This is a genomic window from Leptospira inadai serovar Lyme str. 10, from assembly GCF_000243675.2.
Taxonomy (GTDB): domain Bacteria; phylum Spirochaetota; class Leptospiria; order Leptospirales; family Leptospiraceae; genus Leptospira_B; species Leptospira_B inadai.
In genome coordinates, this window is sequence record NZ_AHMM02000006.1 from 178,403 (window position 1) to 199,125 (window position 20,723).

The 20,723-nt window shown below is 46.1% G+C and carries 21 protein-coding genes; 16 read left to right on the forward strand and 5 right to left on the reverse strand.

Annotated elements, in window-relative coordinates; all coding sequences use genetic code 11:
* From LEP1GSC047_RS01560 to LEP1GSC047_RS01605, 10 genes are read left to right on the forward strand one after another with little or no spacing between them, the layout of a single operon-like run.
* The gene (locus tag LEP1GSC047_RS01560) at positions 1 to 1,215 is read left to right on the forward strand and encodes an NADH-quinone oxidoreductase subunit D (protein WP_020988105.1); all 1,215 of its coding nucleotides are present in this window, start codon (positions 1 to 3) and stop codon (positions 1,213 to 1,215) included.
* Positions 1,215 to 1,694 carry an NADH-quinone oxidoreductase subunit NuoE family protein gene (locus LEP1GSC047_RS01565; protein ID WP_010412537.1) on the forward strand — a complete coding sequence of 160 codons (480 nt, stop codon included), beginning with the start codon at positions 1,215 to 1,217 and terminating at the stop codon, positions 1,692 to 1,694. The genes LEP1GSC047_RS01560 and LEP1GSC047_RS01565 overlap by 1 nt, the downstream gene beginning before the upstream one ends.
* Before the next feature lie 11 nt (positions 1,695 to 1,705).
* Positions 1,706 to 2,995, forward strand: a complete 1,290-nt coding sequence (gene nuoF / locus LEP1GSC047_RS01570; RefSeq protein ID WP_010412536.1) for an NADH-quinone oxidoreductase subunit NuoF — start codon at positions 1,706 to 1,708, stop codon at positions 2,993 to 2,995.
* Positions 2,996 to 3,001: 6 nt separating this feature from the next.
* Entirely contained in the window at positions 3,002 to 4,060 is a 1,059-nt protein-coding gene (gene nuoH / locus LEP1GSC047_RS01575; RefSeq protein ID WP_010412534.1) for an NADH-quinone oxidoreductase subunit NuoH, read from the forward strand.
* The gene (locus tag LEP1GSC047_RS01580; protein ID WP_010412532.1) at positions 4,054 to 4,662 is read left to right on the forward strand and encodes an NADH-quinone oxidoreductase subunit J; all 609 of its coding nucleotides are present in this window, start codon (positions 4,054 to 4,056) and stop codon (positions 4,660 to 4,662) included. The genes nuoH and LEP1GSC047_RS01580 overlap by 7 nt, the downstream gene beginning before the upstream one ends.
* Entirely contained in the window at positions 4,659 to 4,994 is a 336-nt protein-coding gene (nuoK, locus tag LEP1GSC047_RS01585; protein ID WP_010412531.1) for an NADH-quinone oxidoreductase subunit NuoK, read from the forward strand. The genes LEP1GSC047_RS01580 and nuoK overlap by 4 nt, the downstream gene beginning before the upstream one ends.
* A gap of 5 nt (positions 4,995 to 4,999) precedes the next feature.
* A complete protein-coding gene (gene nuoL / locus LEP1GSC047_RS01590; RefSeq protein WP_020988132.1) occupies positions 5,000 to 6,934 on the forward strand; it encodes an NADH-quinone oxidoreductase subunit L in 1,935 nt (644 codons plus the stop codon).
* The gene (locus LEP1GSC047_RS01595) at positions 6,935 to 8,584 is read left to right on the forward strand and encodes a complex I subunit 4 family protein (protein ID WP_010412527.1); all 1,650 of its coding nucleotides are present in this window, start codon (positions 6,935 to 6,937) and stop codon (positions 8,582 to 8,584) included.
* Positions 8,581 to 10,062 (forward strand): NADH-quinone oxidoreductase subunit N, encoded by a 1,482-nt coding sequence (locus tag LEP1GSC047_RS01600; RefSeq protein ID WP_010412525.1) that lies wholly within the window; start codon positions 8,581 to 8,583, stop codon positions 10,060 to 10,062. The genes LEP1GSC047_RS01595 and LEP1GSC047_RS01600 overlap by 4 nt, the downstream gene beginning before the upstream one ends.
* 2 nt (positions 10,063 to 10,064) lie before the next feature.
* Positions 10,065 to 10,577, forward strand: a complete 513-nt coding sequence (locus LEP1GSC047_RS01605) for an SseB family protein (protein ID WP_010412523.1) — start codon at positions 10,065 to 10,067, stop codon at positions 10,575 to 10,577.
* A 157-nt stretch (positions 10,578 to 10,734) separates the two neighbouring features.
* Here the strand turns inward: LEP1GSC047_RS01605 and LEP1GSC047_RS01610 are convergent, their stop codons facing one another.
* Together LEP1GSC047_RS01610 and LEP1GSC047_RS01615 are read right to left on the reverse strand one after the other, a co-directional pair.
* Positions 10,735 to 11,907 (reverse strand): DUF418 domain-containing protein, encoded by a 1,173-nt coding sequence (locus LEP1GSC047_RS01610; RefSeq protein ID WP_020988155.1) that lies wholly within the window; start codon positions 11,905 to 11,907, stop codon positions 10,735 to 10,737.
* 27 nt (positions 11,908 to 11,934) lie between these two features.
* A complete protein-coding gene (locus tag LEP1GSC047_RS01615) occupies positions 11,935 to 12,858 on the reverse strand; it encodes a thiamine-phosphate kinase (protein WP_010412516.1) in 924 nt (307 codons plus the stop codon).
* 64 nt (positions 12,859 to 12,922) lie between these two features.
* Between LEP1GSC047_RS01615 and LEP1GSC047_RS01620 the strand changes: the two genes are divergently transcribed.
* Positions 12,923 to 13,597: a YceI family protein gene (locus tag LEP1GSC047_RS01620; RefSeq protein ID WP_052580607.1), complete on the forward strand. Its 675-nt coding sequence runs from the start codon at positions 12,923 to 12,925 to the stop codon at positions 13,595 to 13,597.
* A gap of 153 nt (positions 13,598 to 13,750) precedes the next feature.
* Here LEP1GSC047_RS01620 and LEP1GSC047_RS01625 read toward each other — a convergent pair whose 3' ends face one another.
* On the reverse strand, positions 13,751 to 14,143 hold the full coding sequence (locus LEP1GSC047_RS01625) for a hypothetical protein (protein WP_039933902.1): 393 nt from the start codon (positions 14,141 to 14,143) through the stop codon (positions 13,751 to 13,753).
* A gap of 692 nt (positions 14,144 to 14,835) precedes the next feature.
* Here LEP1GSC047_RS01625 and rplM point away from each other — a divergent pair.
* The 5 genes from rplM to mpl17 all read left to right on the forward strand — a co-directional run bounded on the left by rplM (position 14,836) and on the right by mpl17 (position 19,523).
* Positions 14,836 to 15,285, forward strand: coding sequence for a 50S ribosomal protein L13 (gene rplM, locus LEP1GSC047_RS01630; RefSeq protein ID WP_010412508.1), 450 nt, complete (start codon positions 14,836 to 14,838; stop codon positions 15,283 to 15,285).
* 13 nt (positions 15,286 to 15,298) lie between these two features.
* Positions 15,299 to 15,697: a 30S ribosomal protein S9 gene (gene rpsI / locus LEP1GSC047_RS01635; RefSeq protein ID WP_010412505.1), complete on the forward strand. Its 399-nt coding sequence runs from the start codon at positions 15,299 to 15,301 to the stop codon at positions 15,695 to 15,697.
* Positions 15,698 to 15,780: 83 nt separating this feature from the next.
* Entirely contained in the window at positions 15,781 to 18,546 is a 2,766-nt protein-coding gene (alaS, locus tag LEP1GSC047_RS01640) for an alanine--tRNA ligase (protein WP_010412502.1), read from the forward strand.
* Entirely contained in the window at positions 18,543 to 19,037 is a 495-nt protein-coding gene (locus tag LEP1GSC047_RS01645; protein ID WP_010412497.1) for a YajQ family cyclic di-GMP-binding protein, read from the forward strand. Before alaS ends, LEP1GSC047_RS01645 begins: the two co-directional genes overlap by 4 nt.
* Positions 19,038 to 19,127: 90 nt before the next feature.
* Positions 19,128 to 19,523 (forward strand): cell surface protein MPL17, encoded by a 396-nt coding sequence (gene mpl17 / locus LEP1GSC047_RS01650; RefSeq protein WP_010412494.1) that lies wholly within the window; start codon positions 19,128 to 19,130, stop codon positions 19,521 to 19,523.
* 63 nt (positions 19,524 to 19,586) lie between these two features.
* Here the strand turns inward: mpl17 and LEP1GSC047_RS01655 are convergent, their stop codons facing one another.
* Together LEP1GSC047_RS01655 and LEP1GSC047_RS01660 are read right to left on the reverse strand one after the other, a co-directional pair.
* Positions 19,587 to 20,009, reverse strand: a complete 423-nt coding sequence (locus LEP1GSC047_RS01655) for a lipoprotein (protein ID WP_010412491.1) — start codon at positions 20,007 to 20,009, stop codon at positions 19,587 to 19,589.
* Between the two features lie 14 nt (positions 20,010 to 20,023).
* Positions 20,024 to 20,698 (reverse strand): hypothetical protein, encoded by a 675-nt coding sequence (locus LEP1GSC047_RS01660; protein ID WP_010412489.1) that lies wholly within the window; start codon positions 20,696 to 20,698, stop codon positions 20,024 to 20,026.
* Positions 20,699 to 20,723: the final 25 nt, after the last annotated feature.

The following is a 20,723-nucleotide window of genomic DNA, read 5'->3' on the forward strand; positions in this document are numbered from 1 at the left end:
ATGTATGAAAAGACGGCCGAGCATTTCGGCTCCAAATTCAAGCATCTGCCGGAGGGTCATTTGCTAGTGAACCTCGGGCCCTCGCATCCGGCGACCCATGGGATCCTCCAGAATGTCATTCAACTAGACGGAGAAAGGGTCGTAGACGTGGAATCCGTCATCGGATACGTGCATCGCAGTTTTGAAAAGTTGGGCGAGAAATACACGTATAACCAGTTTCTAGTCTGCACGGATAGGATGAACTACGTCTCCACTCCGTTGAACAATATCGGTTGGATTCTCACCGTAGAAAAGATGATGGGTATTCAAGTTCCGGATAAGGTGGTGTATGTTCGGATGATCGTATCCGAATTGTCCAGGATCATGGATCATATCATCTGCAACGGGATACTGGGCGTGGACTTAGGCGCCTTTTCCGGGATGCTGCATTTGTTTCACCATCGTGAAAATATCTATCAGGTTTTGGAAAAGTTGACCGGAGCCAGGTTGACCACTACCTTCTGTCGAGTCGGAGGACTGGAAAAGGATATTTATCCGGAATTCGCCGACGAAGTTCGAACCATCTGCAAGGGGCTCAAACCGGCAATAGAAGAGTTCCAGAGTTTATTAGTAAATAATAGAATCTTTATGGATCGTACTGCGGGAATCGGAGGCATTTCCTCCGAAGACGCGATTGCGTACGGATATTCGGGTCCGAATTTGAGGGCGGCGGGAGTTCCTTGGGATATTCGTAAAGATGATCCCTATATGTTTTACGATAAGGTCGACTTCGACGTTCCGATCGGAGAGGATGGTTCCGTTTTTCATCGTACTTTGGTTCGAATGGAAGAAATGCGACAATCCATCCGAATCATAGAACAATTGGTGGAAGGAATTCCTGCAGGACCTCATCACGCCGATCTTCCTCATATCTATTTGCCCGAGAAAGATAAAGTATATCATAATATGGAAGAGTTGATCTACCATTTCAAACTCATTATGCACGGTATTAAGGTTCCTCCGGGAGAATATTACCAAGCTACGGAAGCGGCCAACGGAGAATTGGGTTTTTATATCGTCTCGGAAGGGGAAAAATCTCCTTGGCGGGTTCATGTTCGTAGACCTTGCTTTTGGTTTTATCAATCCTTTCCGGAATTGGTGAAGGGAGGTCTACTCGCGGACACCATCGCCACTATGAGTTCGCTTAACGTTATTGCAGGGGAGCTAGATTGTTGATGTCTTACCGGTTTTCCCAGGAATCCGAAAAAAGATTCGGTAAGTTGTCGGAGATGTTTCCGGATAAGCGGAGTTTGATTCTTCCGGGATTGTACCTTCTTCAAAAGGAAAAAGGATATGTGGATCGGGAAGGGATGGAATATCTTGCGGAAAAAATCGGCGCGCCGATCTCTTTAGCTCAAGTGTACGGAGTGGCGACCTTTTATACTCTTTATAATAAAAAACCCGTCGGAAAGTTTCATATTCAAATATGCGGCACGTCCAGCTGCTATATTCGCGGGAATGGCGCGATAGAAAAACATATCTGTTCCAAACTGGGAATCGAATCGGGTCAGACCACTCCGGATAAAAAATTTACGGTGGAAGAGGTGGAATGCCTCGGGGCTTGCGGTTATGCTCCGATGGTGCAGATCAACGAAGCATATTATGAAAATTTAACTCTCGAAAAAGTGGACGAACTTCTTCGGAGTCTCGGGTAAGGGGGATCGATATGGCCGAAATGAGAATTCTCACCAAATACATAGACGATCCTCGGTCCAACGAACTTGAATTTTACGAGTCGGTCCACGGATACGACGGAATGAAGAAGGCCCTGCAACTAAAACCGGAAGAGATCGTGGATATCGTCAAGAAATCCGGTCTTCGCGGAAGAGGTGGAGCAGGCTTCCCCACCGGGATGAAATGGTCGTTTATCCCGAAGGATATTCCGAAACCGAAATATATTATCTGCAATGCCGACGAAGGAGAGCCCGGCACCTTTAAGGACCGGAAGCTGATCGAAAAGCTTCCGCATCAGATCATAGAAGGAATGGTCATAGGCGCGAAAGCCATTAGCGCTAATAAAGGATTCTTTTATATTCGCGGAGAGTTTAATAAAGGCATCGACTCCATGCAGAAGGCCATAGACGAGGCCTATGCGAAGGGCTATCTGGGAAAAAATATTTTAGGTAGCGGATTCGATTTCGATTTGGTTTTGTACGCCGGGGCCGGGGCCTATATTTGCGGAGAGGAAACCGCCCTAATCAATTCGCTCGAAGGTCGTAGGGGACATCCGCGACTGAAGCCTCCTTTTCCCGCCGTTTCGGGATTGTATCGATGCCCGACGGTCGTGAATAACGTGGAAACGTTTTCTACAGTTCCTCATATCATCGATAAGGGTGCCGATTGGTATTCCAAAATCGGAACGGAAAAATCTCCGGGGACCCGACTCTTTTCCGTTTCCGGACATGTCAAGAAACCCGGCGTTTACGAAATCGTATTAGGAACTCCTTTAATGGAATTAATCAACGACCTTTGCGGCGGGATGTTGGATGACAAACCGCTAAAGGCCGTGATTCCGGGCGGTTCATCCGTACCGATCCTGACTGCGGAAGAATGCAAGACTGCGAATATGGATTTTGAATCCATGGCGGCCCATAAAACCATGCTAGGTTCGGGTGCAGTCATCGTAATCGGAGAAGGAACGGATCTCGTCGAAACCACTTATCGATTTGCAAGATTTTACGCGCATGAATCCTGCGGGCAATGTACTCCCTGTCGCGAGGGAACTCATTGGGTTCGGGATCTCTTGGATAAAATTCGAAAAGGAGACGGAACGAGCGAGGACTTGGAATTGATTCTTTCCCTTTCTAAAAACATGGAAGGAGGAACTACTATTTGTCCTCTTTCCGACGCTTGCGTGGGAGCGGTCAGACCCACGATTCAGAAATTCCGTCACGAGTTCGAGGCAAGACTGAAGGAAAAGATTCTTGCTCCTTCTTCCACCGCATCAGGAGTATAAATTAGAATGGATTGGAACCAGATTCTTTTTTGGTTACTGAAAAGTGCGCTCTTTTTCGGAGTCTTTATCACCGCCTGCGCTTACTATACTCTTGCCGAACGGAAAGTCGCCGGGTATATCCAGGATCGAAAAGGCCCGAATCGTGCCGGGCCGTTCGGACTCCTACAACCTCTCGCCGACGGGATTAAATTCCTTACAAAGGAAGAAATTTTTCCGAAGAATGTAAATAAGGTAATGTACCTGATCGCCCCGGCAATCTCGATGACCTGCGCGATAATGGCCTGGGCGGTGATTCCGTTAGGCGGGGTTTTGCCGTTGCCGGGTTGGGTGACGGAAAAGACAGGTTTAAGCGTTTTGGATTTACAAATCGCCAATCCGGATACCGGGATTCTTTTTTTGTTTGCGGTTTCAAGCCTTTCGGTCTACGGGATTATTCTCGCCGGCTGGTCCAGTAATAATAAGTATTCTTTAATCGGCGGGATTCGTTCGACCGCCCAAATGATCAGTTACGAACTTCCGTTAGGCATGTCCGTGGCGGCAATCGTTATTCTGACAGGTTCATTACGATTAACTGATATAAACGACGCACAGATCGGGCAATGGAATATCTTCAAACTGCCCGGTTTCATCGCGTTTTCCATCTTTGTGGTGGCGATGTTCGCCGAAACGAATCGACTCCCTTTCGATTTGGCCGAAGCCGAGTCGGAGTTGGTCGTGGGATTCCATACCGAATACGGGGCTTTTAAGTTCGCGCTCTTCTTTATTGCGGAATATATGAATATGATCACGATGAGTTGCGTAGTGACCCTTCTATTTTTCGGAGGGTATAACGTTCCGTTCGGCATTCTGGAAGGTTCCTCATTTCATGCGTTGTTCGGGCTTGCACTCTTTGCGATAAAGGTACTTTTTTTCGCCTTCCTTTTCATGTGGGTCCGTTGGACTTTGCCCCGGTTCAGATACGATCAACTCATGACGATCGGTTGGAAGACGATGATTCCTTGGGCCGTAGCCAATATCGTAGTCGCCAGCGCTTATATAGGTATGGATGGATTTTGGAAATGGTAGGGCTCTTCGATAATCCTCAATTGCTACTGTTTTTTATTTTCTCCGGAATCATCGTTGCGGGAGCGTTAGGCGTCGTATTTCATCCGAATCCGATCACGTCGGCGATTCTGTTAGTTCTCGCTTTTTTTGCGTTAAGCGGAATTTATGCGGTCCTGGGTTCGGTCTTCGTGGCGACGATGCAGGTGTTTGTCTACGCCGGCGCGATTATGGTATTGGTCGTCTTCGTCCTGATGCTTCTGTCTTTGCACGACGAAAGCGTCTCTAAACTTTGGACTCATCCCTTAAAGAAAGGCGTTCTTTTATTTTTTGTAGCCCTGTTAGGGGTCGTTTTAATCAATTCGGTACGGGAAGGAATTCCGAATACTCAATCTTCCTCCCATGGATATTCTAAAACAGGAAATTATGAATACGATATAACGCAGAATGGAGTCGCAAAAAGCACGAAAGTGGAGGGGAATACCGCAGTGGTCGGAACTTCCATGTTCTTGGACTATCTTCTTCCTTTCGAAGCTCTGTCCATTTTGCTTCTGGCAGCGGTATTGGGTGCCGTTATATTAGGAAAGAAGAATTTAGGGAAAAAACCCGAGGAAGGCGAAAGATGAATCCGGCCGCTCTCAATCCGACAATCTCGGGAATACCCGTGGAATATATCTTAATTTTGGCCTGCATCGTTTTTACGATCGGAGTCGCCGGGGTCCTTTTTAGAAGGAGCGCCGTAGTGATTTTCATGTCCATCGAACTCATTTTAAATTCGGTGAATTTAGTATTCGTAACTTTCTCCAAGTCCTTATATCAGGTTCAAGGAGAAGTGGTCGTATTTTTCGTGATGGCCATCGCGGCTGCCGAGGCCGCGATCGGTTTGGCTCTCGTTGTCGCGATTCAGCGCAAGAAAAAGACCAGCTTTGTCGATGAAATGAACTTAATGAAATGGTGATTAATATGGCCTGGGATATTTGGATACCGGTCCTTGTAATTTTACCGTTAGTCGGGTCCGTAATAAACGCTCTTTTCGGTAGAATGCTGAAAGGAAATTGGCCCGGCATACTAGGAACTATTTTTTCTTTCGCCTCTTTTGGCGTCGGACTTTATGCGTTTCTCGCATTTAAACCCCTGGAACGTCAGGTTCCCGAGATCGTTTCTTTTTTTCATTGGTTGGACGTAGGCGGGTTTAATGTCGAGGTCGCTTATCAAATCGATCAACTTTCTCTGTTTATGGTTTTGATCATAACCGGTATCGGAAGTCTGATTCATCTTTACTCGATCGGTTATATGAAAGGTAATCCGAGTAACGGCCGCTTTTTTTCCTATCTGAACCTATTCGTTTTTTCCATGTTGCATTTGGTCTTGGCCGAAAACCTCGTTGTTTTATTCTTCGGTTGGGAAGGAGTCGGGCTTTGTTCCTACCTTTTGATAGGTTTCGATACGCATAAAGAAACGGCGGCGAATGCAGGGATTAAGGCCTTTATTACGAACCGAATTGCGGATCTTGCGATGGTCGGCGGGATTGCGTTGACGTATTGGTATACGGGAACTCTTTCCTTTACTCAAATCGCATCCGTACTTCCGGAACTTCGCGGCTTCCAATACGTTCTGCCTATCGTAACGACTTGCTATTTCATAGGGGCTATGGGTAAGTCCGCGCAATTTCCGTTTCATGTTTGGTTACCCGATGCGATGGCAGGACCGACTCCCGTATCGGCATTGATACACGCGGCGACAATGGTAACTGCGGGAATCTTTCTGATCGCCAGATTGAATTTTCTCTTCATTCTAACGCCGCAAGTCGGACTTTGGATTACCGTTATCGGCACCTTTACGGCTTTTTTTGCGGCGACGATCGGAATTTTTCAAAACGATATTAAGAAAGTTTTGGCCTATTCTACGGTGTCTCAGCTCGGATATATGTTCGTCGCGATGGGCGTGGGTGCCTACGTTGCCGGGCTGTTTCATTTATTAACCCACGCATTCTTTAAAGCATTATTGTTTCTAGGTTCCGGATCGGTTATCCATTCTTTACACGACGAACAGGATCTTCGAAGAATGGGCGGATTGAAAACCCAGATGAAAGTGACTTGGTTCACTTTTTTAACGGGAACGCTGGCGATTTCCGGGATTCCTCCGTTTAGCGGATTCTTTTCCAAAGATCTGATATTAGAAAAAGCGTATTTTTACCATCCTCTGTTTTTCGGATTGGGCGTCGTAACCGCCTTATTAACGACGTTCTATATGTTTCGCTTAACATTTCTTACGTTTACGGGCTCTTCCAGAATCTCGCCGAGCGTCCATCCTCATGAATCTCCTTGGACGATTACGCTCCCTCTAATCTTATTGGCTTTTGGAGCGGCTTTCAGCGGATTTCTTTTTGTTCCGGAATCGTTAGGCGGTGTCGATCTTTTAGAACGTTATTTCCAGCCGATTTTCGCTTTAGGAAAAGAATATTCTCAATCCGCGATTCGTCATTCGGTAAACGTTCATCATTTAAGTCCCAGTGCCGAATTGACCTTGGCCTTATTGTCTTTAGGAGCCGTCGGGATCGGTTTTGGCCTGGCCTGGTATTTCTATTCTCGTACGGGCCAGATCCCATCATCAGAAGAGGAATACTCCAGTTGGCGGGAATGGATCGCCAAGAAATACTATGTAGACGAGTTCTTTTCGAACGTGGTTGTCGGACCTGTTTTATTTTTTTCGGAATTCTTTTCTTCGATTGTCGAAAAGCGCTTCATAGATAAGATACTAGTCAATACCGGTCGACTCTCTTCGGGTATTTCCCTGGTGCTTAGGCGTTTGCAAACCGGAACCGTCGTTGATTATGCTTTTATGATCATCCTTGGTACTATTCTGATTCTATCTTTGTTCCTTTGGAGGGGATTGTAAGTGCCTCAGTATTATCTCACGATTCTTCTCTTTTTACCCGTATTAGGAATTCCGGTCTTATTTTTTTCCAATCGCGAAGGTTGGATTCGTTCGGTCGCGTCGATCATTACGTTTTCCGTTTTTGGAATGACCGTCCCTCTGTTTTTCGAATTCGTCCAAGGAGATAGCGGGCCGCAATTCGTGCATCGAATTCCTAATTTCCTGGATTTAAGCCCGGGCGGACTCGATTACTATGTCGCGATCGACGGCTTTTCCTTGCTTCTAATCGGGATGTCGACCATCCTATTTTTCTTATCTTCGTTATCGGCAGTTTCCAACGTAAAACACCGAGTCAGGGAATTCTTTATTCTTCTTTTACTCGTCGAGACGGGCGTGCTCGGAGTATTTCTTTCGTTCAATCTGGTTCAATTCTACGTATTCTGGGAATGGATGGTACTGCCGTTTGCATTGATGGTAGGGATTTGGGGGGAATCGGGCAGGATCCGCGCTTCTATGAAATATCTGGTATTTTCATTTACCGGATCGGTGTTTATGTTGGCGAGTATTCTCGTGCTCTACCATTATTCCTCCACGTTCGATCTGGAGGAATTAGCGGTATTACCTTTATCTAATATTCCTTCCGACCTTCGCTTTTGGCTTTTTATCGGATTTAGTTTTGCGTTTGCGATTAAGGTTCCGTTGTTTCCTTTTCACACTTGGATGCCGGACGTGCATGAGGAAGCTCCGACGGTGGGTTCCGTGGATTTGGCCGGAATTTTACTTAAGATAGGGCTGTTCGCGTACATTCGCGTCGTTATTCCGATTTTCCCTCAGGTATTTTTGGAATACAGGGATTTCTTCGCAGGCTTGGCGGTTGCAGGTATCGTTTACGGGGCTGTCGTCGCTTTGACGCAGGCGAATAGTAAGAGACTCGTGGCTTTTTCCTCTCTTTCGCATATGGGATTTTGTATCTTGGGAATTCTGACCTTAACCGAAGAAGGGGTATCGGGCGGAATGTTACAAATGGTGAATCACGGCTTCACTTCGGGGCTTCTGTTCTTTTTATTAGGAATGTTGCATGAACGAACCGGTACGAATCGCTTAACGGACTATTCCGGAATCGCAAAGGTGGCGCCGTTCTTAGCGGCTTTTATAGGATTGGCCGCGTTTGCAAGCGCCGGTCTACCCGGAACGAACGGATTCGTGGGCGAGTTTTTGATCCTTATCGGAACATTCAAATATCATATTCTTTACGGAGTTTTAGCGGGTACGGCCATCATATTCGCGGCGGGATATATGCTGATATTCGCAAAATCGTTGTTATTCGGAGAACCGAATCATATTACGGCGAACCTCGTTGCTCTGAATCTTAGGGAAAAATTTATCCTGACGGTTACCGCGGGATTTATTTTGGTGATGGGTGTTTTCCCGAATCCATTTTTAAAATTCATAACGCCGAGCGCCCGGGTTGTGCTGAATAGCGCAGGCGAAGAAGCGCTAAAAGAGAGGGCTTTTTCGGAAAAAGAAGGATCTTTACGACAAGTGGAACGCAAATATAAGGATTATCGATCGCTCGGCACCGCGGTTTCGAGTTATGAGGAAAGAATCCCCGTTTTAAAAGGGATGGGAATACCGGGATTTCGCCGTTCCGCAAAGGAGAAAGAAGAATGAGTCCGATTCCAGGTGTGAACGACTTACTTTCCATTCTCCCGATATTGATTCTTTCGGGAGGCGGAGTTTTATTATTAATTCTTCAATTTGCATTTCAAGGAGCCGAGTTTAGGGTCGTTCGATTTGCCAGCGGGTTGGTGTTGGTAGGAGCGTTCATCGCCTTGCTCCACACTCAATTCGAATACCCCGGTCCCGGAAAGTATTTCGGAGACCATTACGAAGTGAGCTCTTTGGGTTTCTGGTTCGGCGCGCTTTATTTAGTTATGGCGTTCGGAACGATTTTGGCCTCTCCGAGATCATTACAGCAACATAATATGCAATTTCCGGAATTCTATCCGTTGCTTTTATTTTCGACTGCGGGTATGTTCTTAATGACGGACGGCAGGGACACCGTCACGATCTTTACAGGATTGGAATTGATGAGTCTTGCTCTATACGTTTTGGTAGGCATGGCAAGAAGCGACGAGTATTCGTTGGAGGCGAGCCTAAAGTATTTCCTACTCGGAAGTTTTTCTTCCGGATTCTTCTTAATGGGAATGGCTTTTTTATTCGGCGGTTCCGGAAGCACGAGCCTATCCGAGAGTTTAAAACCTTTGGCAATCAGCGGTTTCGACGCGAATTTCACGAAGATAGGATTGCTTCTCTTATTAACGGGCATTGCATTTAAGATCGCACTTTTTCCGTACCATTCCTGGACTCCTGACGCATACGAAGGCGCGTTGACTCCGGTAACCGGATTTATGGCTACGGCTTCGAAAACCGCGTCGATGGGACTCTTGGTGATCGTTTTTGCGCATATGCCCATACCGGTTTTTTCCAGCGAATGGGCCTGGGTCACCGGAATATTGGCACTTCTTTCCATGACTTACGGAAATTTTCTGGCTCTAAAACAGGAAAACTTAAAACGATTGCTCGCGTATTCCTCCATAGCGCACGCAGGTTATGTCGTCGCCGGAATTAGCCTCGGAGTCCGGGAAGAGGCCATTTTCTATTTAATGGTTTATTCATTCATGAGTTTGGGGGCGTTCGCGATCATTGCGTACTTGGAGCAGGGTCGTCGGCAGGTAACGTTCGCCTCCATCCAATCCCTATCGATTACCCATCCTTGGTCCGCCTTGGTCTTGTTTTTATTTTTTCTTTCTTTAGCGGGAATTCCGCCCTTAGGAGGATTCTGGGCCAAGTTATTCTTGTTCCAAAAAATTGCGGAACAAGGGAATGATCTGGCGAGGCTCTTACTGATCGGAGGGATCGCAAATTCGGCCTTGGCTCTTTATTATTATGCGAAGGTCGGAATTTCCGCGTACATGAGTTCCGAAACGGGAGAGATTTCCAAGGATGAAAAAGTAAGGCCGAGCTACGGAGTCGTCGTCGTTTCGGGTTTGAGTCTCGTCTTTATTCTTGTCGGATGGTATTTTTTACAACCCAAGGACCTGACTAATATAACCCTCGAACACCGATCGGAGTCTATTCAAAAATAAGAATGTCCTTTTTTAGAAAATTTCTCTCGTTATTAAACCGCGAGATACGTAATGCTTCCGACGCCGAGGCTGATGATTCCGCATTCCGCCGTGCGATGATCCAGTACGGGAAAAAGAAGAATCCGAAAAATTTAGCGAAGCTATCCGAAGAACTGACCAGATCCTCTTTTCTCGTCCCGCGCTTAGAAGCGGGAAAACTTCCTCCAGGAAAAAAGACGAAACCTAAATCTAAAAAGAAAGCTCCTGCAAAGAAAAAGAAAAAGCTAGAGCAAGAGGATCAAATCGTTTTACTGTATGTGAGGGATGAGAATGGACGAATCTTCCTGCCGGCATTCTCGCATCCTGAAGAAGTGATTCGGTATTTCGGCAAGGAAACGACTACGATTCGACTTCCGGCTCCGGATCTTTGGCGGACAGGGCTTGGGAATAAGGAAGTCGCCGGGGTTGTGATCGATCCGGCAACGACTCTTTGGATTCTTTCCCGCGAACATTTGGAAGTTCTTCGGGAAGGATAGAAGTTCGGTTTTCCATTTTGCGCGACTCGGAACAAAACTCGGCCGTTTGAAATATTATTCGACTCGAGCATTCGAAATCGGAATTTATAAAGGAAGCGAGTTCCTCGATTCCGTCGATGAAACGTCGGGGTTTGCATTGAAATGATATTTTGAAAAATTAGAATAAACGAATGTTCCCGAATTTTACGTAAGTGACGGTTCTTAGAATCGTTTCCATTGGGCCGACGGAAAAAAAACGGGACCAGATCTTCGATACGAAGACGCAAACGAGCCAGATCGGAAATGCAAGTAACAGTAGTTGGAAGTTGCCTAATTTATCATAAAAACCTAATCCCCAACCGCAAAAGATCCACGAGCAAATGACGGACTGTCCTAGGTAATTCGATAAGGAGAATTTTCCGGCGGATTCGAACCATGATCGATCGGGCAGACTTGCACCGGAATGATAGTAAATGCCTAACCAATACACGTAACAAATCGTTAATGCAGGCGCGCTGAGGGTATCCAGTATAGAAAACCCTAATAGCCAGCTTAAAGAAAGGTCTTCGAAGAATAAATGCCTGGAATGGATCGAATAAATCAAATTACCCGACAGGCCTAACGTTAATAGCCAGGGGATCGATTTCTTTAAGCCGTTTTTGTTCTGCTCCCATCGTTCGAAGAAAGACGTCTTTCCTGCGATTATACCTAACGCAAACATCGAGAGAATGGAAGGCCATTGAAATAAAATCGTGAACGGATAGGAAATAAACGTATCCTTGGCACGTTGTTTTGCTCCCTCCCAGAAGCTTCCCAAATATGCCGATCGAGTTTCGAAAAGAATGCCGGATAAGCTCGAAGCCAATCTGCTTCGATATTCGTCCTGCCCGAATGCAAGAATCATTCTGCAAAGAATCGCGACGAGTAAAAATCCTAGGGAGAATCTAAGCAACCAGACGGTTTTTTTTTCCCGAATCAACCAAGCAGCGCATCCGAGGATCGCGTACGAAAGAAGAATGTCGCCTAAAAATAGAAAGATGCCGTGAAGTAATCCGATCAAAAATAGGCCGATCATTCTTCGAAGATATCGGTTGCGGGATTCGACTCCCTCCCAATCTTTTATTTGAACGGTGATACCGTAGCCGAATAGAAACGAGAATAGAATATAAAACTTAGATTCGAAAAAGAATGCAACGATCCAAGATGCAGCCGAATCGAACAAATTCGTATTTTCTCCGACGGATCCTACTAAATACATAGGTTTTGCAAAATAAGGTAGATTGACGATGAGGATCCCGTACAAGGCACAGCCTCGTAAAAAATCTAGGAAACCGATTCTATTTTTGGGCATACGATTTCTCCAAAGAGCCTTCTTTATTTACGTAAAATGTCTAAATCCAGTTTCGGTAGGAAGGAACAATCGGTCGTTTAACAAAAAGTCCACTCTCGGGACCTCGTTTTCTTTCGTAGATCGGACGGATCCGATGGGAGTGATATCGACGGATTCCCAGCGGGATGGAATCAAATCGGGCGAAAGGAATAATAATTCGAGCTCTTCTCCCGAACTAAGAATTCCATCCAATCCGATCGCGGTTTCGATCCCGTCCAAAACGGGAACTCTGTTTAGCTCGATCTCGATCACTAATTGCGATACTTTTGCCAATTTTCCCAGGTCTTGGATTAGTCCGTCCGTTAGATCCATTCCGGCATGAATCTTATGGGAGGAATATAAAGAACGGCTAATGGACAAACGTGAACGAGGTCGAAGATGCCGATCGATGGAAGTTTCGCGGAGGCTGGTCGGCAGAGAAGGCGTGAATCCGTCCAAAATTTTGTAACCGAGTAGGGATGCTCCGACATGCCCGGTAAGGTAAACCCGGTCACCGGCCCGTCCGCCTTTTCTGCTCACCGGAGATTCGGATTTTCCGAGTAGCGTTAACGTTAAATTCAATTCTTGGGAACGGTACGTATCGCCTCCGCAGAGTTCGATACCGTAATAATATAACGTTTCTTTAAATGTTTGAACGAACGGATTCAGAAATTCCTTTCGATTGCAGGAAGGGGATAGCCCGAAATTGAAGAAGGCTTTTTGAGGAACTCCGTTGGCTGCCGCAATATCGGATACGTTGACTTCGATTAATTTTCGAGCCAAATCGGCGGGACTAGTCCAGTCTAGTCGGAAATGGGTTCCTTCCACGATGGTGTCGGTGGTGATTAAGCAACCGTCGGTACCGAGATAACAATCGCTTTCCTGTTCTTTGCCTGCAGGATACAAGGATGAGATCAATTCTTCTTCGTTCAAATCGCTTTCCTGTTATTTTCGAAAAACCTTGACTTCGATTCTGTCCGGTATCATTATCAATATCATGAAACTCATGATCACGAAATCCGATTTGCTCGCCGGAGGACGTTTCGTTTTCTTCGGACTTATCTTAGCCTCGATCTACCTCGCAGGTTGGCAATCCAAAATGGACGCGGCTCCGAAAGCGGGGGTCTGTAAATATACTCTCGATCCCGAAAAGACAAGCTTAGAATGGAAAGCTTTTAAATTTACGGAAAAAACGGGTGTGGGTGGAAAATTCACTAAGGTAGGAATTACAGGTACCAAAACCGGAAAGTCTCCCGAAGCCGCTTTGAAGGGATTGAAATTTGCGCTGGAGCCGATCGATCTCGATAGCGGCAATCCGGAACGGGACGCAAAAATCAAAGGGGCGTTCTTCGGTGCTCTTAAGAACGGAGGCAAAATTTCGGGTCATTTCGTCTCGGCCAAGTTCGATTCGACGGGATCCGCCGGTACCGGAATTATCAAATTAACCTTAAACGGAATTACGAAAGACCTACCTTTGACCTTTACTTTGGAAAATGGGGAATTGCTCAAGGTAAAAGGAAGCATTCATTTGACGGAATGGAAAGCGGGCTCGGCAATCGCAGCTCTCAACGAAGTATGCAAGGATCTGCATACTGGGAAAGACGGTAAATCCGTACTTTGGCCGGATATAGAGATTTCGATTACGTCTACGCTCAAGACAAAGTGTCCCTAAGTAAGAAACTTGCGATCCGGATAGAGCGTCCGAGGTTTCGTATTCGGATTCGTTTATCAGAATCGTACGAAATCGATTCTCATTAAAGAGACCGACCCGAGAGTTTTAAATACGTTTACGATCGCTTCGAAACGAGAAGAGGTATAAAAGTTTCTATTGTCTGAATTTTGCGATCACTGCCTGAAGGATTTTTAAATCGTCTTCGGGAAGGTAGGTAAGGTCCGTTACTATCTCTCTAAGAAGCATATTATGCCTGACTTCGTCAAGGCGAGCATTCTCTTTTTCTAATAGAGCCAACCTTTCTTCCCAGGAAGCTTTGGGTTCTCCCGAATGGTTAAAAACGAAGTTTTTTGAAACTCCCTTCTTGATTAAAAGTAAATCCATTCTGAATTCCGGAATCGGTTCTTGGTTACTAAGATACCGGTTCATGGATACGAGCGATGTTCCGATCGCCACGGCACCTTCCTCTCTGGAAATTCCCAGAAGTTTAAAGGCCGATTTCAGTCGCTCGCCCGGAGTGTCTAATTTTGGTTCTTTTTTTTCCATTTTAGCTAAATACATGTGCAAATTGAATCAAAATGATCGAATCTGACAGTCGGGATAGATCCCCTTGGAAGAAGGATAAGATCAAAGCAAAATAGGGCAATCTTAAACTAACTCTTTTGATACAAAATGACTAAATGATCATCTTATCGTTTATTTCCGAGAAATTGCCCGAACCGCCTTCCTACTTTGTTCACTGATTATTTTAATCAGATCGAACGAAGAATCAATCCTTTCCTATTTCAAATTTTCGACAGCATACTAGCTACTAACACCGAATCGGATGGGATCGGAATTGCCATTCATAAAGAAGATTAGTTTTATTGCAAGCGGAAGACAGAGGACAGGGGACAGATGCGCTCGCTTTGCTCACGCTAGACTGAGGACTGAGGACTGAGGACTGAGGACTGAGGACTGAGGACTGAGGACTGAGGACTGAGGACTGAGGACTGAGGACTGAGGACTGAGAATTATTCCTGTTACCCTGACAACAATTTTTTTAAAAACGAATTATGTTAGAGTTCCTGTGCAGTAGATCTTTTCCTCTGCCGCTCTGCCTTTACAATGTCGAGCAGCTTCTGTCTAGCGGGCGCGAAGCGAACGCGTCTGTCTTCAGTCTTCTGTCCTCTGCTGAGAAAATACCTTGACCCGTATACTCGGTACGCGAAATTGGCCAATACAGGACGTTTTTTCCCATGCCAATCATATCTAAACAGCATAGAACTCCTTCCTTGAAAAAGGAACAAGCCGAGAAGGCTTGGTACGTCGTGGATGCCGAAGGAAAGACCTTAGGCCGCCTGGCTTCGGAAATCGCCCATAGACTCAGGGGCAAACATAAGCCCACATTCACTCCCCACGTCGATTGTGGAGATAATATCATCGTAGTTAATGCAGCCAAGGTATCCGTTACCGGCAGCAAAGAGAGCCAAAAAGAATATTTTCATCACTCTCGCTATCCGGGCGGTATGACGGTAACCCCTCTTCAGGATATGAGAAAAAAACATCCCGAAAGAATCCTGTATGAAGCAGTGAAGGGTATGCTTCCTAAAAGCAAACTTGGTGCAGAAATGCTTACCCATTTCCGGATTTTCCCGGGAGCGGAACACAATCTTGGCGCTCAAAAGCCGGTGAAACTGGAACTCTAGGAGAATTAAAGAAATGGCAACTGCCAAGGAAATTTGGGCCGTAGGTCGTCGTAAGAACGCAATTGCCCGTGTGAAATTAAAAGAAGGTTCCGGCAAGATTCTTGTAAATGACAAGGATATTAAGGATTATCTTCATAACAGCCGTTCTAATCTAAAAGAGGCGCTTAGCCCTCTTGCTCTTTTGAACTTGAGTGATAAGTTCGATCTAAAACTGAACGTTTCCGGCGGGGGAATCATCGGTCAAGTGGGAGCAATTCGCCACGCATTGGCCCGGGTCATCTGTCGCTATAATCCTGAGTTCAGACCGACAGTTAAGAAAGAAGGTTTATTAACTCGTGACCCGAGAATGGTGGAGCGTAAAAAATACGGTCTACACAAAGCTCGTAGAGGAACCCAGTTCTCTAAACGTTAATTCTTCGTTTTTCGAACCGTTTCTCGAAATGCCTGAAGTTCTTGAACTCAAGACCTCGGGCATTTTTTGTTTGTAGAGGACACATGAAGTATAAGAAAGTTTCCGAAGTTCGTAATACCTTCCTGAATTACTTTAAGCAGAAAGGTCACACAGTCGTTCCTTCCTCTTCTCTCCTTCCCGCTGGAGATCCCACCTTATTATTTACCACCGCCGGCATGGTGCAATTTAAGCCTTTCTTTACGGGTGCAGTCGACCTTCCGTACACTCGCGCCACTTCCGCTCAAAAATGTCTGAGAACCACCGACTTAGAGAATGTCGGGAAAACGGAAAGGCATTGTACTTTCTTTGAAATGCTCGGAAATTTCAGTTTCGGGGATTATTTTAAGGAGGAAGCCATCGAGTTCGCCTTGGATTGCTCCGTGAACCATCTCGGGTTTCCGAAAGATAAAATTTGGATCACGGTATTCGAGAACGACGACGAGGCGGAAAAGATTTGGATCTCTAAGGGAATCCCAGCCGAGAGAATCACTCGGCTCGGTAAAAAAGACAATTTTTGGGGACCGGCGGGCGATAGCGGAGCCTGTGGTCCGTGTTCCGAGTTGTATTTGGATCGGGGACCGGAGAAAGGATTCCCGGACTGCGGAACCAAAAACGAATGTCGTCCCGGTTGCGACTGCGATCGTTTTTTAGAATTTTGGAATATAGTTTTTAATCAATTCAATCAGGATACCGACGGGAATCTTCACCCTCTCAAGCAAACCGGGATCGATACCGGTTCCGGTTTGGAAAGAGTCGCTTTACTTCTGCAAGGAGTCGATTCGGTTTACGATACGGACGAGTTGCGAGGCATTATCTCCGAGGTGGAAAAAGTTTCGGAAAAAAAATACGAAGAAAATACGAAGGTTCCGTTTCGAGTCATCACCGATCATATTCGTTCGGCCTTATTTGCCGTTTCGGACGGGATTTATCCCGATCGTACCGGGCGGGGTTACGTCATTCGTCGCTTGATTCGCCGTGCGGTGCTGTTTGCGCGCAAGCTTGATCTAAAAGAACCGTTTTTGCATAAACTCGTAAAACCGGTGGTTGCTATCTATCGAGAACGTTACCCGGAACTGGAAAAGCATGCTTCGTCGGTGGAGCGAACTCTGCTCGCCGAAGAGGAGCTATTCCTGAAAACTTTGGAGATCGGTTTAGAGAAAATCGGAGTTCTTGTGGCAAAGACCAAAGCGTCGGAATCGACCGTATTCTCGGGAAAAGATAGTTTTCTTCTCTATGGGACCTACGGGTTTCCTGCGGAAATGACCGAGGAGATCGTTGCCGAACAAGGGCTTTCGTTCGATAGGAACGGGTTCGAGGAAGAACTGGAAAAGGATCGCCGATCCTCTAGGGAAACATGGAAGGCGAATCGAACTAGTTTATTTACCGGAATTAAAACCGATAAAACGGAGTTTCTGGGCTATACTCGATTGGATGCTCGTTCCGAAATCGTGCACGCTTTCTTGGACAATAAACCGGTGACTTCGTTAACGGAAGGGCAGTCGGGAGTCTTGACTTTTAAGGCCACACCCTTTTATCCGGAAGGGGGCGGGCAGGTCGGCGATACGGGTTTTATCCGTAAGGATGTTTCGGTATTCAAGGTTTTAGATACGCAGAAAGAGAACGATATCATACTACATTACGGTACCGTATTGAACGGCAGTTTTAACGTAGGCGACGAGGCGGTTTTGGAAGTCGAAAAAGAAAGACGCGAAAAACTGAAATCACACCATTCGGGAACCCACCTTTTGAACGGCGCTTTGAGAAATTTACTGGGCGCTCACGTAATGCAAAAAGGCTCCATTGTTTCCCCCGAATATTTACGATTCGATTTTTCGCATCCGACTGCGTTAAGCGAAGAAGAGATTCGTAAAGTCGAATCCTGGGTAAACGACAGTATCGGTATGTCGATACCGGTAGAGACCAAAATTTTGCCGATCGAAGAAGCCAAAAAGACCGGCGCGGTCGCCGCGTTCGACGAGAAATACGGGGACTCGGTTCGAGTCCTGCAAATGGGCGATCGATCGTTGGAATTCTGCGGAGGAACTCACGTTTTAAATACCGGAGATATCGGGTACTTTTTTATAAGGAAGGAATCCAGTCCCGGGGCCGGGAACCGCAGGATCGAGGCGGTTGCCGGTCCGCTCGTTATCGAAACCTTTCAAACCATCTTTGCGGAATTGACGGGCGCTATACAAACTTTGAATTTAAAAATCAAAGACGAGCTGGGTGAGGAATCCGCTTCTCTTTCCATCAAAGAGAGTCTGCTCCGTCCCGAGGATATCCGTGCGATTTTCGAAAAAAAGGGGGCGGAGGCGGTTTCCGAATTACGGAATCTTTCCGAAAAACTGAGTTCGGAAATCGAAGAGACCCAGTCGAAATTTTTAAAGGAAAAGAAAAATAGGGAATCTCGCGACTTCGAGAACAATCCGCAAATACTTTCTTCCATACTCTCCGCAGCTAAAGTCCTGGGCTCCGTCAAAATCGTTCACGCGATTTTCGATTCCAAGGATGCTAAGGCCTTAAAAGGGCTTTCGGATAATTTGAAAGTTCGGGAAAAGGAGGTCATTGCGGTCCTGGCGAGTCGCAATGAGGAAGACGCAAGTATCGTAGTCACTTGCTCTCCGTCTTTAGCCAGGACACTCGTCCATTGCGGAGATTTGGTAAAAGCCGCCTGCGAAGTATTAGGCGGTAAGGGCGGTGGAAAACCGGATATGGCCCAGGGGGGCGGAAAGAACGTCTCTAAGCTAGAAGAGGCGGTGGAATTGGTAGTGAATCAGGCTTTGGCGGGCTTGAGCGGGAGTAAAGTATGAGCGATCCTTCGTTTGACGTGGTATCCGAGATCGATAGGCCGGAGTTGCAGAACGCGGTCACGCAGGCCATCAGCGAAATAAAAACAAGATTCGACTTCAAGGGTTCCAAGTCGGAGATTAAGTTGGAGGAGGAAAGCCTCATCCTTACTTCGGACAATGAAGCGAAGCTGGAGAGCGTGATCGACGTTTTGATCAATAAGATGGCAAAACGCGGCTTAGGATTGAAATCCTTCGACTTTAAATCAAAGATCGAACCGGCAACAGGAAATACCGTCCGGATGAAAGTAAAAATTCGAAACGGTCTTGAAAAGGAACAGACTAAGGAAATCACCAAGATCGTAAAAGATTCAAAACTGAAAGTGACCGCGACGATCATGGGAACAAGCGTGCGCATTCAGGGGAAGAAAAAGGACGATTTGCAGGAGGTCATGCGTTTACTGAAAGCGGCGGATCTGCCGTTTGATCTTCAATTCCAAAATTATAAAGGATAATCTTGCTTACTCTTTTCGGAGAAAGAAAGAAATTTATCCGGTACGCGATTTGATGACAACAATCCCAAACGGAAATCGGTCTAACACAACATGAAGTTGAATTTATTTGTCTTAGCGCTTATGCTCGGAATTTCTTTCGGGGTAACCGCCGAAGAGGAAAGTCCGGTCAAATTTAAATTGGAGAAAGGAATCGGAGAGACGTATTTTTTGAAGATCGTTCATCCGTCTCATTTCGGAATCCAGAAAGACGCACCTCATAAAATAACCGTCAACGCCGGACCCGGTTTGAAACTGGAGTCGGCGGACTTAAAATTAAAAGGTAAAACGTCCAGTAAGAAAAAAGAATATTTCGAATCGGTGGATCCTATGGCGATTACCCTAAAAGGCGCCGGCGAACTCGAAATTCATGCCAAGATATTTTACTGCGATTACAACCGAAACATTTGTATTCCCGGAAAGATCGTCCAAAAAGAAATCATAAAGTAGAATTCGAAAAGCGGGTTCATACGATCGATTCTTTACGATCGAAAGCCCGCTTTCCAATCCGCGTTACTTTTTCAATTCGACTTTTAGATCGGGTTGGGAGATATGAAAAAGATAATATGTTTTTCCGTTGATCGGCTTCGAAGTTTTGACGATCTTTCCTTTTATCTCCACCAACTCCTTCAGAAATTTCCGATCCGTAGGTCTAAATAAGTCGCCTTTTTCGGCGATAAACAGATTTAAGGCTCTTTTTCGAGCTAGCTCAAGCGCTTCGTGTTCGTTGCTTTCGAGCGAAGAGACGACGACCTGATATGTGGAAGAATTGATAAATCCTTCGGTAGCTTTAACGAATTGATCCTCTTCTGCGGGGGCGGATTCCTGAACTACGGATTTTGTTCCGCCAACGGGCGAGTCTTCTTTTTTCGGAGTTTTACAAACTGCGAGTGAAAGAATGGCAAGGGTAAGTAACGCGATAGTTTTATTTTGCATAGAGGCTCCAGAGTTTACCTTATGGGAATAGGGACGGGGGATTCTAAAATTCGCTCTAACAAATCAGCTTCGACAATTCTGTAAACCAAAGTACAGCGTTTCGGGTCCGCGTAATCCTCCCTATACAGGAAGAATTTATCCAAGAACCACGAAAAAGCCGCACGGTAAGCGAGAAAGTCGGCATTTACATTTTCTTTCTTTTTCTTTTCAATTTCTTTTTGAGTATCGGTTCTATCCGGCGTTGCGGAGGCTCCCGGTTGGGAAGTTGTGGTCGGGGCCTGAGTTTGGTTCGGGGTGATCGATGCCGTCGCCATGCCCGGTGATACGGCGGCCCCAGTCACTCCGACCTGCGGGTGTTGAGCCGGAGGGACATACGGGGGAACTCTCGTCTGTTCGGCAGTTCCTCTTAGATATTTTCGTTCTTCCCGAAGTTGCGTTACTATCACCGGAATCGTAATCTCGTCCCTGCGTCGGAGCGCCCTCGCACGACATTCTTCTCTCAATTCCAGAATCGGTCTCTCTTGATTCGGAATCGGAACCGTGACCACCACCTGAAAATACTCGTGGGAAATAAAACCGGTATCCGATACGTTATCCCAGGCCTTCCGACGAAACTCTGGGTCCGCAGGTTCGCATACAATAGAAGTAAGGCTAATTAAGACCGTTATCCAACGGAGCATAGTTCCCATTTTAGTAAATCCCGTTGGAAAAACC